The sequence below is a fragment of the Shinella kummerowiae genome, assembly GCF_009827055.1.
GTDB classification, from domain to species: Bacteria; Pseudomonadota; Alphaproteobacteria; order Rhizobiales; family Rhizobiaceae; genus Shinella; species Shinella kummerowiae.
Genome location: NZ_WUMK01000003.1, coordinates 428,632 through 443,398 on the forward strand (window position 1 = coordinate 428,632; position 14,767 = coordinate 443,398).

At 64.5% G+C, this 14,767-nt stretch carries 4 protein-coding genes; all 4 read left to right on the top strand.

Features of this window, described 5'->3' with window-relative positions; translation table 11 throughout:
• Positions 1 to 26: 26 nt before the first annotated feature.
• From GR138_RS09750 to GR138_RS09765, 4 genes are read left to right on the top strand one after another with little or no spacing between them, the layout of a single operon-like run.
• On the top strand, positions 27 to 4,463 hold the full coding sequence (locus GR138_RS09750) for a type I polyketide synthase (RefSeq protein ID WP_160858811.1): 4,437 nt from the start codon (positions 27 to 29) through the stop codon (positions 4,461 to 4,463).
• Positions 4,460 to 12,214: a non-ribosomal peptide synthetase gene (locus GR138_RS09755; protein ID WP_160858813.1), complete on the top strand. Its 7,755-nt coding sequence runs from the start codon at positions 4,460 to 4,462 to the stop codon at positions 12,212 to 12,214. The genes GR138_RS09750 and GR138_RS09755 overlap by 4 nt, the downstream gene beginning before the upstream one ends.
• Before the next feature lie 8 nt (positions 12,215 to 12,222).
• Positions 12,223 to 13,905 carry a condensation domain-containing protein gene (locus GR138_RS09760; protein ID WP_160858815.1) on the top strand — a complete coding sequence of 561 codons (1,683 nt, stop codon included), beginning with the start codon at positions 12,223 to 12,225 and terminating at the stop codon, positions 13,903 to 13,905.
• Positions 13,902 to 14,648, top strand: coding sequence for a thioesterase II family protein (locus GR138_RS09765; RefSeq protein WP_160858817.1), 747 nt, complete (start codon positions 13,902 to 13,904; stop codon positions 14,646 to 14,648). Before GR138_RS09760 ends, GR138_RS09765 begins: the two co-directional genes overlap by 4 nt.
• Positions 14,649 to 14,767 lie beyond the last annotated feature (119 nt).

The following is a 14,767-nucleotide window of genomic DNA, read 5'->3' on the forward strand; positions in this document are numbered from 1 at the left end:
CCTCAGCCATTCAAGGGACTTCGCCCATGCATGATATGTCCGCAGCTTTTTCGGCCGGTGACAAGGGGCACCACATCGCCGTCATCGGCATGGCCGGCCGCTTTCCCGGCGCGCCGGATGTCGAGCGGTTCTGGCAGAATCTTGTCGAAGGCCAGGAAACCATTCAGCGCTGGACGCGGGATGAATTGCTGGCACGGGGCGTTCCCGCAGAGCAGATCGACCGGCCGGATTTCGTGCTGGCCGCAGGCCCGCTGGAGGGCGCCGACCGCTTCGATGCGGAATTTTTCGGCTTCAGCCCGGCCGAGGCGGAAATCCTCGACCCGCAGCAGCGCGTCTTTCTCGAATGCGCATGGCATGCGCTTGAAACGGCAGGCTATGTCGGCGATCGCCACAAGGGCGCCATTGGCATCTATGCCGCCGCGGGCATCAACACCTATCTGCTGAACCTGCACGACAATGCCCGCATCCGCAGCACCGTTAGCCCCTATGAGCTGTTCGTCTCCAACGACAAGGATTTCCTGGCGACGCGCACCGCCTTCAAGCTGAATTTGCGTGGCCCAGCCGTCACCGTGCAGACCGCCTGCTCGTCGTCGCTGGTCGCCGTGCACATGGCCGTGCAGAGCCTGCTTGCCGGCGAATGCGACATGGCGCTTGCCGGCGGCATCGCGCTCGCGCAATCGTCCGGCTATCGCGCCCGCGAAGGCGGCATCCTTTCCGGCGATGGGCATTGCCGGGCGTTTGACGCAAGTTCGACCGGCACGGTGCCCGGCAGCGGCGTCGGGATCGTGGTGCTGAAGCGGCTTGAGGATGCCATCGCCGATGGCGATACGATCGATGCCGTCGTGCTCGGTTCGGCCATCAACAATGACGGCGCCCTGAAGGCGAGCTTCACCGCCCCCCAGGTCGACAGCCAGGCCGCGGTGATCGCCGACGCCCAGTCGGTGGCCGGGGTTCGGGCCGACAGCATCGGCTATATCGAGGCGCACGGCACCGGCACGGCGCTTGGCGACCCGATTGAAGTGGCCGCCCTGACGCAGGCTTTCCGCCGGGACACGGACCGTCGTGGTTTCTGCGCGCTCGGTTCGGTCAAGAGCAATATAGGCCATCTGGACACGGCCGCCGGCATTTCCGGCTTCATCAAGGCGGTTCTGGCCCTGAAGCGCGGGCGGATCCCGCCGAGCCTTCATTATGCAGCACCCAATCCGCAGATCGATTTCGAGGCCAGCCCGTTCTTCGTCAATGCGCGCCTGAGCGACTGGAGCCGTGACAAGGGCGTTCGCCGCGCCGGCGTCAGTTCCTTCGGCATTGGCGGAACGAACGCCCATGTGGTGTTGGAAGAGCCGCCGGTCCGGCCCGTCTCAACCGCAGATGAAAGCCCGCAATTGCTCGTTCTTTCCGCGCGCAATGCAAAGGCGCTTTCGAAGAGTGCTGCGGATCTCGCGGCCCGGCTGGAGGTATCTGCCGCCCCGTCGCTCGCCGACATCGCCTTCACGCTGCGCACAGGTCGTCGTGATTTCAGCCATCGCCAATGGGTCGTCGCGCGAGATGCCAAGACGGCCGCCGAGCGCCTGCGGGACCTTGCCGACTTCGGCACGACGACTGCGGGTGCGCCGCCGGAGGCCGTCTTCCTGTTTTCGGGACAGGGCAGCCAGTATCCGGCCATGGGCAAGTCGCTTTATGCGGACCTGCCCGCCTTTCGTGCCCATTTCGACGATTGCGCCGTTCATCTCGATCGTCTCATGGTGCGTGATATCCGGGCCTGGCTGTTTGCCGGCGGGGATGACATTCACCGCACCGATCTCGCACAGCCGGCACTGTTTGCACTCGAATATGCGCTGGCCCGTACTTGGATGTCGTTCGGCGTCACGCCACGCGCCCTGCATGGCCACAGCATCGGCGAGTATGTCGCTGCCTGCCTTGCTGGCGTCTTCGATCTGGAAACGGCGCTTTCGCTCGTCGTCGAGCGCGGCCGACTCATGCAGAATGCGGCGCCGGGGGCCATGCTGGCCGTCATCCACCCGGACCGGTCGATTACGCCATGGCTTTCGGCGGACATCGCGCTGGCGGCCGCCAATGCGCCCGGCCTCAGCGTCGTGTCCGGAACGACAGAAGCCATTGCCGGGTTGCAGAAACGCCTCAAGGAGGACGGCATTGCCAGCCGCCTTCTGAAAACCTCGCACGCGTTCCATTCGCCGATGATGCAGAATGCCGCCGCGCAGTTCCGCGCGGTCCTTGCCGGCGCCCGTTTCGAGCGTCCCCGAATCCCGCTCATTTCGAACGTGACGGGCACGTGGATGACGGATGCGCAGGCCGTCGACCCGGATTACTGGGTGCAACATCTCCTTCAGCCGGTGCGCTTCGAGGATGGCACAAAAACCCTTTTGTCGCTGCCGGTACCACTCTTCATCGAAGTCGGCCCCGGCAGGACGCTTGGTACCTTGACGGCCGAAACGGCGGGAGACGGTGCGCGTATCGTCGCAACGCTCGGTGATGGCGACAGGACCAGCGAGGCGGACCAGGCGCTTGCAGCCATCGGGCGCTACTGGCAGCTCAACGGCAAGCTGGACATGCCCGCTTCCGCCGGGCGGCGGCGCGTGGCGCTGCCTGCCTATCCGTTTCAGGGCGAGCGTTACTGGGTCGAGCCGGACACCAAGGGACAGGGGCGAGCGCCGGAAGCGGCGGGAGTTGCCGGGCCTGGGCTCTATCGCACGGTGTGGCACCGCACGCCACAGCGGGCCGTCCCGGTCGCAAAGGCGAAAGGCCGTTTCCTGGTGTTCGACGATGGTCGGATCGGGACGGCGCTGGCAGCCGAACTGGAGCGCGCCGGCGCCGAACCCTACCGCGTCATTGCGGGAGAGCGTTTCGATGAACCGGACTATCGCTGCTTCAGCCTGCGGCCGCAGGCTACCGAAGACTATGACAGCCTTCTCTCGGCACTCGATGAACGCGGCGCGGAACTCGACCACGTCCTGTTCGTCTGGCCGCTGCTTGCAGGCAACGAAGCCTCCCCGCCCGATGCTCGCGCCCGCGCCTTGCTGCTGCTGGTCCAAACGCTTGCAAAGAGCGGCCGGACCATCGGCCTGACCGTGATCACGCAGGGCGGGATCGATGCGACGGGCATGGAAGATCTCGACGTCGCACAGGCCCTGACCGGCGGAACCTTGCAGGTGGTCGGCCAGGAATACCCCCACCTCTCCTGCCGCCACATCGATGTTGATGCAGCGCAGACGGCAAAACCAAGCCTGCTGGCCAAGCGCCTTCGCGAGGAACTGTTTGGCGAAGGCGCACAGGTCACATTGCGCGGCGTGCATCGCTGGCTTCCCGAGACGGAACGGTTCGATGAAACCGGGCCGGCGGCAGGCCCGGCCTTGCGCCAAAACGGTGTCTATGTCGTCATCGGGAACATCGCGGAGGGCGTCGGGAAGACATGGGTCGCGGGGCTCTCCGATCTGCCGGGCGTCCGGCTCGCGCTTCTGCATTCGGGTAAGGGGTTGTCGCCCGAGCGCATCCAATGCCGCGAATACGATGTCGACGGCACGGACGCGATTGCCCTTGGGCATGCGCTCGATGCCGTTTCCGCCGAATGGGGCAGGATTGACGGTGTTTTCCTGAGCGTGTCCCAGTCGAACAGCAGGTCCGCCGCGCTCATTGCGGACATGCGTGATGAACTCTGGACGCATAATTCCAACGCGACGCTCGCGCCTGTTCTTGCCCTTGCGGCGGCCATTGCCGGCCGGAAGGTTGGCTTCTGCTGCATTCAATCGTCGCTTTCCACGATGATCGGCGGCCTCGGCCTTGCCGCCTACGCGGCCACGCATCACGCCGCCGACCTTACCGTTGCGCGCGAGAACCGGTCGGGCACGACGCCGTGGTTTGCCATCGGCTATCCGCTGATCGAGGACGTGCCGGGAACTGCCGTGCAGGCGACCGGCCGGGCCAATCCGTTCGCCGTATCGCCCGCCGATGCCTGGGAGCTGACGAGACACGTCATCGACGGCGGCTATGCCGGCCAGACGATAATTTCAGGCGGCCCGATCCCGCCGGTCGGCGCGACGCCGACCGAGGATGGAAGTGCTGCCACCCACGATGGCGGGCGCAGGCGGCCGGACATCTCAGTTGCATTTGCCGCGCCGCGCAATCCGGTCGAGGCAACGATTACCGGGATTTTCGAAGAGATTCTCGGCATCGAACCCATCGGCGTGAACGACGGCTTCTACGAGCTCGGCGGACACTCGCTGCTGGCAATCCGCGCCGTGGCGAAACTGCGCGACGCCTTCCCGGTCGATGTCGCCATGCGCGAGCTGCTCTTCGACAATCCAACGGCGGCGGCGATTGGCGAAACCATATCGGCCCGCATGGCGGAGAAAACGGACCTCGACGCCATGGCCGACCTTCTCGACGAGGTCGGGAACCTCTCCGATGACGACGTCAACCGCTTGCTGGCCGGGAGCGACATGCGATGAACGAGATCTTTCAGAAGCTCGCGGCGCTCTCTCCCGAACGGCGCCAACTGCTCGAAAAGAAGTTGCAGGCGCAAGGGATCGTCGTTCCGACAAGCACCGCCATCCCGCGGCGCAGCGATGGCGATACCGCCTTGCCGCTCTCCTTCGCCCAGCAGCGTCTCTGGTTCATGCAGCAGCTCGAGCCGGATACCGTTGCCTACAACATGAACCTCGCCCTGCGCCTCGATGGCGCGGTCGACCAGGCAGCGCTCGCGCGCGCCTTCGCCGTGCTCGTCGCCCGCCACGAGCCGTTGCGCACGCGCTTCACCCTTGCCGCAGACGGCCAGCCGCGACAGATCGTGGAACCCACCGTTGCGTACGGCCTCGCCTATCATGACTATCGCAGCGAGGCCGATCCGGACGCTTCTGCGAGAAAACAGGTCGACGCTCTGGTCGGAACGCCATACGACCTCACCCGGCCGCCGGTTCGTGCCGTGTTGCTGCAGGTCGGCGAGGGCGCGTATGTGCTGGCCCTCGGCATGCATCACATCATCAGCGACCGATGGTCCATGGGTGTTTTTGCGCGCGACCTGTCAAAGCTCTACGAAGCGGAAGTGACGGGGAAAACGGCTGATCTGGTGGTGCTGCCGGTGCAGTTTGCCGACTGGACGCTGTGGCAGCGTGAGCTTTTGGAAGGCCCGGTTCTGCGCGACCAGCTCGCCTACTGGACAGACAGGCTGTCCGGCGACCTCCCCGTTCTCGAGCTTCCCCTCGACCGGCCGCGCAGCACGACGGCGAGCTTCAGCGGCGCCCATCACCCCGTCCTGTTCGATCGAGATCTCGCGCTGCGCCTGCGCAGGCTTGCGGTCCAGCAGAACGTCAGCCTCTTCACGCTGCTGCTCACCGCCTTCAACATCCTGCTGCACCTCTACGGCGACAGCGACGACATCGTCGTCGGCAGCGAAGTGGCAAACCGCGACCGCCCGGAAACCCAGACGATGATGGGTCCGCTCGTCAACACGCTGGTTTTGCGCAACGACCTTTCCGGCGACCCGACATTCGAAGCCCTGCTTCAGGCGGTCAACGGCAACGTTCGCCGCGGCCTCGCCCATCAGGACGTCCCGTTCGAGCGGCTTGTCGAAGCGCTGAACCCGGACAGGTCGCTTGCCGAACTGAACCCGCTGTTCCAGGTCAAGTTCGATATCCAGCACAATGTCGCGCCGACGCCGGGTCTGCACGGCGTTTCCATCGAGCCCTACCCTCTGCGGGAAGTCGCGACGAAATACGACCTTCGCTTCAATCTTGAAGACGACCAGCCGGACATCAAGGGCAAGGTGGAATATTCGCGCCAGATCTTCGACGAGCGCACCATCGCCGACATGGTTCGGCGTTTCGAAACGCTGCTGGCGACGCTGACCGACGATCCGCAGCGGCGGCTTTCCACGCTCGCGCTGTTGTCGCCCGAGGAAACGATCGCCGCGATCGCGGCCGGCTCCGGGCCGGAGCGGGATTTCCCGACGACGCAGTGCCTCTACGACCTCATCGCCGCCCAGACGGACGAAACACCGGATGCACCTGCCGTGACTGACGGCGAAACGGATTGGTCCTATCGCGAGCTGGAAGCGCAGTCGTCCCGCATCGCCGCGGCCCTCGTCAACGCCGGCGTCAGGCCCGGCGACCGCGTCGGCATCTGCATGCGCCGCTCGCCCTCCATGATCGCCGGCCTGCACGGCATTCTCCAGGCTGGCGGCGCCTATGTGCCGCTCGATGCGGATTATCCGGCGGATCGCCTCGCCTTCATCGCGGCCGATGCCGGGGTCGGCATCCTGCTATCGGATCACCGCCCGGCCTTTGTGTCCAGCGATACGCTCCAGTTGCTCGACGTCAATACCCTGCCGGACGCGCGGCTTGAAACACGGACGCGTCCCTCGCCCAACGATCTTGCCTATGTAATCTACACCTCCGGCTCGACCGGACGGCCGAAGGGGGTCGCCATCGAGCATCGGTCTGTCGTCGCCTTCATGCATTGGGCGCGGGAGCGGTTCACCCGCGCGGAACTGGCCTATACGCTCGTCCCGACGTCGATCAGCTTCGACCTGTCCGTCTTTGAGCTCTATGCGCCACTCGTTATAGGCGGGGCGTTAGTCGTCACGGATCATTTCCTCACGCTCCCCAGCCTTGCCGGCAAGGTGGACGTCACCTTCATCAACACCGTTCCGAGCCTGTTGCAGGAGTTGCTGCAGGAACATCGCCTGCCCGACAGCGTGCGCACGGCAACGTTCTGCGGGGAACCGCTCCCCGCCTCCCTTGTCGAGAAACTGCGGGCCGACTATCCCGACCTGCACATCCACAATCTCTACGGCCCGTCGGAAGACACCGTGTTCTCGACGGAAGTGCCGCTGCATGGGGCCGGTTATTCCGGTGGCGTCGTGCCGATCGGCGTACCGCTTCCCAACACGAAGGCCTACATCCTCGACCGAGCGGGACGCATCCGCCCGCCGGGTCTTTCCGGCGAGCTCTATCTGGCCGGCACCGGCCTGGCGCGCGGCTATTTCGGGCGGCCCGACCAGACGGCCGAACGTTTCCTGCCCGATCCGTTCTCCGACACTCCTGGTTCGCGCCTCTACCGGACCGGCGACCGCATCAGCCGGAGCGCCGATGGCATGCTGGAATTCCGCGGACGCCTCGATCATCAAGTAAAGATTCGCGGCCTTCGCATCGAAACGGGTGAAATCGAGCATCACCTCGAAAAACATCCCGATATCGCCAAGGCCGTGGTCGCCGTGACCGGTGGTGCCGACAAGCAGCTTGCGGCGTTCATCGAACTTCGGGAAGGCGCCGCCTCAGATGAGACCGCCCTCAGACGGGCGGTCGCGCAGGTCCTGCCCGCCCATATGGTGCCGACCCTCTGGTGTTTCGTTCCGCGCCTGCCGCAACAGCCGAACGGCAAGGTCGATCGGGCCGCACTTCCCGCACTGACCGATGTCTCGGTCGCAGGCAAAGTGGCGCCGACCAATGACCTCGAACGGCGGATTGCCGATGTCTGGGCCGAGGTCCTGCAAATCGAGGAAGTCGGCATCACCGACAATTTCTTCAAGCTCGGCGGGCATTCGCTTCTGGCGATGCGCATGATCGCCCGTCTTTCCTCCGCGCTTTCGACCAAGGACGTGCTGCGCACGCTGTTCGAATTCCCGCGCCTCAAGGATTTTGCGGCCGCAATCGCCGAAGCCCTCGGTGCATCTGACGCGCCCCACCACGGCGTAACGGCTCTGCCAGAGGGATCACCGGTCCCCCTCTCCTTCGCCCAGCAGCGCCTCTGGACGCTTTCGCAGCTGGAACCCGACAGCCCGTTCTACAACGTGCCCGCCGCCATCCGCTTCAGCGGCCCCCTGAACCAGACCCACCTGCGCGCAGCCTTCGAACACCTCGTCGCACGGCACGATGCCCTGCGCACCCGGATCGTCTCGGAAAACGGACAGCCGACGATCGAGGTTCACCCGCAGGCGGAACTGGATTTCGCTTCGCACGAGACGAACGAAGACCGGCTGGCAGAGGATATTGCGGCGGAATGCGCCCGTCCTTTCGACCTTGCGAACGGGCCGCTGTTCCGGGCCAGGGTATTTTCCCTTGGCGCACAGCAGCATGTCGTGCTGATCGTCATCCACCACATCGTTTCCGATGCGCAATCCGTGCAACTGGTGATGCGCGACGTGGCCGGCTTCTACAATGCGCTGGCGCGCGACGATGACACGCCGAACCTGCCGCCGCTGCCCTTGCGTTACGGCGACTTCGCGGCCTGGCAGCGCCAACAGCCGCTCGACGAACATATCGAATATTGGCGCAGCAAGCTCGAAAACGCCCCGCCGCTCCTGGAACTGCCGACCGATTTTCCGCGCGGCGCGCAACAGGATTTCAGCGGGCACAGCCTTCGTTTCGAGCTGAACGCGGATTTGACGACCCGCCTGGCCGGGCTTGCCATTGATCATGATGCGACGCCATTCATCGTGGTTCTATCGGCTTTCACGACGCTGCTGGCCCGTTATGCCGGCACGAGCGAGGTCGTCATCGGCACGCCGATCTCCCAGCGGCCCGATCCGGCACTGGAGCAGGTCATCGGCCTGTTCGTGAACACGCTTGCCCTGACACTCGATCACGACCCTTCCACCTGCTTCTCTGGCCAGGTCGACAAGGTCAGGGACGTGCTGCTGGACGGCTTCCGGCATCAGGATGCACCGTTCGAATCCGTGGTCGATGCGCTGGCGGTGCCGCGCAACTGGAGCCACAATCCGGTTTTCCAGGCGATGTTTACCTGGCAGGGCACGGAGCCGACGACCGTCGGCCTCGATGGTCTGGCGAGCCACCCGATGCCTCTACGGCAGGACACCTCGAAGGTGGATCTCACGCTCGATGTGCGACAGCGTGACGGGCGGCTGGCCTGCGCATTCATATACAGGACGGATCTCTTCCGACCGGATACGATCGGCAACATGGCCGAGGCCTTTCAAGAGCTTGTCGAATCGCTCATCGCCACACCAGACACGCCACAGGCGCAAATTTCGTTCCTTCCCGAAAGGCAGCGACAACAGATCGCGCAGTGGAACGATACGGCAAGGACCTACGCAGCGGAGCCGAACAGCCTGCATGGCTTCTTCGAGCGCAGCGCGGCGCGGACACCTGATGCGATTGCACTTACGGACCGCGCGCGCAGCCTGTCCTACGCGGCCCTCGACCGCCGTGCCAACACCCTGGCGCGGCACCTGATGTCGCTCGGCATCGGGCGTGGTGCGTGTGTCGGTATCTGCATGAATCGCGATATCGACCTCGTTGCCGCCATGCTGGCCGTGCTCAAGGCAGGCGCGACCTACGTTCCGCTTGATCCCAAATATCCGGTCGACCGCATCGCCTTCATCGCCCGCGATGCAAAACTGGCCCTTTTGCTGACACGAGAAGAACGCGAGCATTTCAGCGGATTGCCGATGCTCGACCCCACGACAGTATGGGGCAATGCGTTGGCGGAGCCCGATGCCGCAGAGCCTGAAGCCTCGCAGATCCCGGCGGGTGGCGTCGATGGCCGCGACCTCGCCTATCTCATCTACACGTCGGGTTCGACCGGTACGCCGAAGGGTGTGGCGATCGAACATCGCAATGCCGTCGCCTTCACGCACTGGGCGCTCGAAACCTTCACATCGGACCAACTCGCCGGCATGCTGGCCTCTACCTCCGTGTGCTTCGACCTCTCGATCTTCGAGATTTTCGTCACCCTTGCCTCGGGTGGCCGCATCTTCATCGTGGAGGATCTCTTCGACCTCCCCGACGCCCCCTTCGCCGATGAGGTCACGCTCATCAATACCGTCCCGACCCCGATGACCGAACTGATGCGTTTCGGCCCGCTCCCCTGCAATGCACGGACGGTGTGCCTTGCCGGCGAGCCGCTGCCGCCAAGCCTCGCCGCCGCGATCCTCGACAGCGGCACGGTCGACGGGCTCTACAATCTCTACGGCCCTTCCGAGGACACCACCTATTCGACGGGCTACCGCCTTCTCGCATCCGGCGACCCCATCCATATCGGCAAGCCCATCACGAACACGCAGGCCCATGTGCTCGACGCAGCAATGCAGGAGGTTCCCATCGGCATGCCGGGCGAGCTCTACCTTTCAGGCCAGGGCATTGCCCGCGGCTACCACGATCGCCCTGATCTCACCGCGGAACGTTTCCTGCCCAATCCGTTCAGCGAGACCGGTGCTGCACGCGTGCTTTACCGCACCGGCGACCGGGTTCGCCGGCTGACGGACGGCAATATCGACTATCTCGGCCGCTGCGACCGCCAGATGAAGATCAGCGGCTTCCGCATCGAGCCAGGCGAGGTCGAGGCCGTGCTGATGCGCTATCCGGGTGTCACGGGCGCAGCAGTGGACGCCTGGCGCGACGCGTCGGGCTACACCCGGCTTGCCGCATGGGTGGAAACGGCGGCCCCCATCGCCAAGACCGGCCTCTCCTCCTATCTCGCCGACCAGTTGCCACGCCACCTCGTGCCAACGCTTTTCGCGCAACTCGACAAGCTTCCGCGCCTGCCGAACGGCAAGCTGGATCGCAAGGCCCTGCCGGATCCGTCCGTCGAGACTGAAGCAGGCGTGGAAGACGATGCACCGCGCGCAGGTTTCGAGCAACGCCTTGCCGCGCTTTGGGCAAAGCTGCTTGGGCGCGCGACGATCGGCCGGAACGACAACTTCTTCGCGCTCGGCGGCGATTCGATCCTCGCCATCCAGGTCGTTGCGCTGGCGCGCCAGCAAGGCATCGCGATCTCGCCGCGCCACCTGTTCCAGTACGCCACGCTCTCCGCCCTGGCTGCTTCGGTTTCCAATCTTGTCAACGATGCGTCTGAGCGTGGGCCCTTTACAGGAGAGGTCCCCCTCGGCCCGGCACAGCACTGGTTCTTCGAGCAGGACTATGCCGAGCCGAACCATTGGAACCAGGCGCTGCTGCTTCGCCCGAGCCGCAGGCTGGGGGCTGAGACCGTGCAAGGGGCAATGGACGCGCTGCATGCGGCGCATGATGCCCTGCGCAGCCGGTTTGAACAGGGGCGTGGCGGCTGGAAGCAGATCGTTGCCGGCATAGAACCTGCCCCGCGCCTTCGCACCGTATCCTGCAGCGCGGAGGAATTCGCGGAGGTCCTGTCCACGGAAACGAACGCGCTGCAACGCAGCTTCGATCTCGGCCATGGCCCCGTCTGGGGTGCGGTTCTTATCAACCTTGCCGAGGGAGAGCAGCGGCTTGCCATCGCCGCGCATCATCTCGTGATCGACGGTGTATCCTGGCGCATTCTTCTCGATGATCTGGGCCATCGCCTCGCGTCGTCCGGATCGGCCGATGAGCCTCCGGTGCGCCTGCGCTCAAGTGCCTTCGGCGACTGGGTGCGCAAGCTTGCCGATACGGACAATCTCGACGCCGAATTCGATTACTGGACAAGCGTCAGCAGCGGGGACAGCGCCCCCATTCCAGTCGACCGCGCCGAGGGCAGCAACCTTGCCGGCGACACGGAGCTTGTCGAACTTCTGATCGACCCCGAAATGACGAACCGCCTGCTCCAGGAGGTCCCGGCGCATTTTCCGGTCAAGGCGGACGAACTCATGCTGGCGGCGCTCTTCGCCGCCGTCCGGCAATGGACCGAACACGACCGCCTCCGCATCGTTCTCGAAAGCCATGGCCGGCCGGATCTTTTCGAAACCGTCGATCTCACCCGGACGGTCGGCTGGTTCACCGGGCTCTATCCCGTGCTGCTTGAAGCCGATCCGCAGGCGGATGCCCGCGCGACGCTTCTTGCGGTGAAGGAAAGCCTGCGACGCGTGCCGAATGACGGCATCGGCTATGGCGTGCTCAAATACCTTCACCACAAGTCGCTGCCGCGGTTGGAGGACGTCGCCCAGATCCGCTTCAACTATCTCGGCCAGACGGATCAGCTGTTCTCCGGCGATGCAGCCTTTACCCGCGCTGCAGAAGCGGCCGGGGATGCGCGCGGAGCAAGCAATGCACGCGGCGTTCTTATCGACGTGAGCGGCATCGTCACGGGCCGGAAGCTAAGAGTCCGCTGGGCCTACTCCGCAAGGCAGTATGACCGCCGGACGATCGAAAGCCTTTCCGATGGCTTCCGGCAACATCTCGCCGCGTTCATCGACGTCTGCCTGAGCACAACGGACAGCGGCTACACGCCGGCCGACTTCCCGCACATGGATTTCGGTCAGGACGACCTGGAAGCCATTCTTCGCAATCTTTGAGGCATCCCATGCAGCAAGCCGCAAGCCCTTCCAGCGGGCAAAGAAACAACATCGCCGACATCTATCCGCTGTCTCCGATGCAGGAGGGCATCCTGTTCCACACCGTATCGGCCCCGCAGGACGGCCTCTACATGCCGCAGACGGCGATGCGCATATCGGGCCCTGTCGATGACATAGCCCTGAAGGCCGCCTGGCAAAGCGCTATGGACCGCCACCCGATCCTGCGCAGCAGCTTCCATTGGGAGGAGCGCGACCAACCGTTCCAGGTGGTCTTCAAGCACATCCCGATCGCCTTTTCGGCGCTCGATTGGAGCGACACCGACGAGGCGGGGCAGCGAACCAGGCTCGATGACCTCTTCGCGTCAAACCGGGCGACACCTTTCGATCTCCGCCGCCCGCCGCTGCTTCGGGTTCAATGGATCCGCACAGGCCCCGAACGTTTCATCCAGCTGGTCTGCTATCACCATATCATTCTCGACGGCTGGTCGATCCGGCAGTTGCTCGACGAGGTGCTCTCCCTCTATCGCCGCGAAACCGGCGGCACAGCTTCCGTCCTGCCGGCGGCGCGCCCCTACGGCGACTATATAGGCTGGCTCAAGGGCCGCGACCGTGAGGCATCCATCCGCTTCTGGCACGACTATCTACAGGGTTCTGCCGGCCCGACGCGGCTTCTGAACAGCGATAGCACGACGCGTTTTGAGCGTTATCGATGGACCTGCCCGCCAGCGCTCCACCAAGCGCTGAAGGCATTTTGCGCCACGTCGGGCCATACGCTCAACACGCTGCTGCAAGCAGCGCTCGGCCTGCTCATCGCCCGCCAGACGGGGCGTCAGGACGTGATCTTCGGCGCAACGACCTCGGGCCGGCCGGCCACACTTGCAGGTTCGACATCGATGATCGGCCTGTTCATCAACACCCTGCCGGTTCGTGTCGTCATCGATCCTGAGCAGCCCGTGCAAGCATGGTTGAACGATCTGCAAAGCCAACAGGCGCGCACGATGGACCACGATTATGTCCCTCTGCCGGAAATCCAGGGACGCGGTGTATCCCTGTTCGACACGCTCCTCGTCGTGGAGAATTTCGGTGGGGAGGCAAACGGCGACAGGGACACATCCCTGAAGACGGAAGGCATCGATTTCGACGAACGGACGCATTTTCCACTCACCCTGTGGGCTACACCCCAAGCGGAAAGCCTGACCCTGCTTGTCGGCTATAGCCGGGACACGGTCGAACCTTCCGTAATCGCGATGATGGTGCAGGTGTTTGCGGACGTGCTCGCCGACATGGTGGCGTCCCCTTCCGAGCCGGTCGGTCAAATCCTGGAACGCATGGCCCCGGCCTGTGATGCTCCCGGTCTTGCGTCGAGCACCGGGCCGTTGCCGACCACCGCCGCGCGCCTTCCTCGCGCAGGCACGCCGCATGCCGCTACGCCCACGGAGCAACTCCTGGCCAGAACCTGGGCCGAAGTTCTCCGATGCGGCCCGCTTGATGCGCAGGCGAATTTTTTCGAGCTCGGCGGACATTCGCTGCTGGCCGCGCGTGTCATCAGCCGGCTGCGGGGTGAGCTGTCCGTCAATGTCCCGGTGCGGAGCCTTTTCGAGCGGCCGGTTCTGGCCGACCTTGCGGCCTATATCGATACACTGAAGTCGCCAGCCGCTGCAGCACAGGGCCATATCGAGATCGAGATATGACGCTACAGCAGTCGCGCCCAACCCTTCTGTGCCTTCCGCCGGCAGGCGTCGGCCCGAGCCTGTTCCGGCCCTGGACCCTCTCCGCCGCCGGCGCGATGCGGGTTCATCCGGTATCGCTCCCCGGCCGCGAGGCGCGCTTCAACGATCCGCTTCCCGCCAGCCTGGATGCCTTGGCCGACCGGCTGGCGGAAGAGCTGGAGCCGCAGATTGCGGGGCGCTATGCGGTGTTCGGCTATTCGATGGGCGCGTTGCTGGGCTATGAGCTCGGCCGTCGCTGGGTGCGCTGGGGCTTGCGCGCGCCGGACACGTTCTTTGCCCTCGGCTGCAACGCGCCCGATCGCATGGTGCTGGATCGAGAGCCGTTTCACACGATGAATTCACAGGATTTTCGCCAGGCCCTGGTGGATCTCGGCGGCATTCACGATGAGATCCTGAACAATGCCGAAGCCATGGCGCTGTTCGAACCGGTCTTGCGCAACGATTTTCGTCTCTGCGAAACCTATGAGCACAGCCTTGAGCGTGGAAGGCTCGCCTGCCCGGCCCATGTCTTCGTCGCCGATGGCGATGATTTCATCGGATGGGAGGCCGCCTGCGCCTGGTCCGAGTTCGTTGACGGTAAGGTCGAGATGCACAGGCTCGAGGGCCGGCATATGATCGACCGGAACACATTCGACGTCCTGCCGGCGCGGCTGGAGGCGCTATGGCTGCACGCCGGAACCGTCGTCGTGCCGCAGGAAACCTGACTTTCGAAAACGTTAAATTTTTCTTTAGGCCGGAGTCCCAAAGCGAGACCTCCAATCGTCAGACCCTATGAGCGGTGTGTGATCCGTTTCGAGTGGTGGACTGCGGCGCCTTGAACGCC

Bases quoted from the DNA above. Each gene is read 5' to 3' on its own strand.
- GR138_RS09750 (WP_160858811.1), top strand. From the start codon at position 27: ATGCATGATATGTCCGCAGCTTTTTCGGCCGGTGACAAGGGGCACCAC.
- GR138_RS09755 (WP_160858813.1), top strand. From the start codon at position 4,460: ATGAACGAGATCTTTCAGAAGCTCGCGGCGCTCTCTCCCGAACGGCGC.
- GR138_RS09760 (WP_160858815.1), top strand. From the start codon at position 12,223: ATGCAGCAAGCCGCAAGCCCTTCCAGCGGGCAAAGAAACAACATCGCC.
- GR138_RS09765 (WP_160858817.1), top strand. From the start codon at position 13,902: ATGACGCTACAGCAGTCGCGCCCAACCCTTCTGTGCCTTCCGCCGGCA.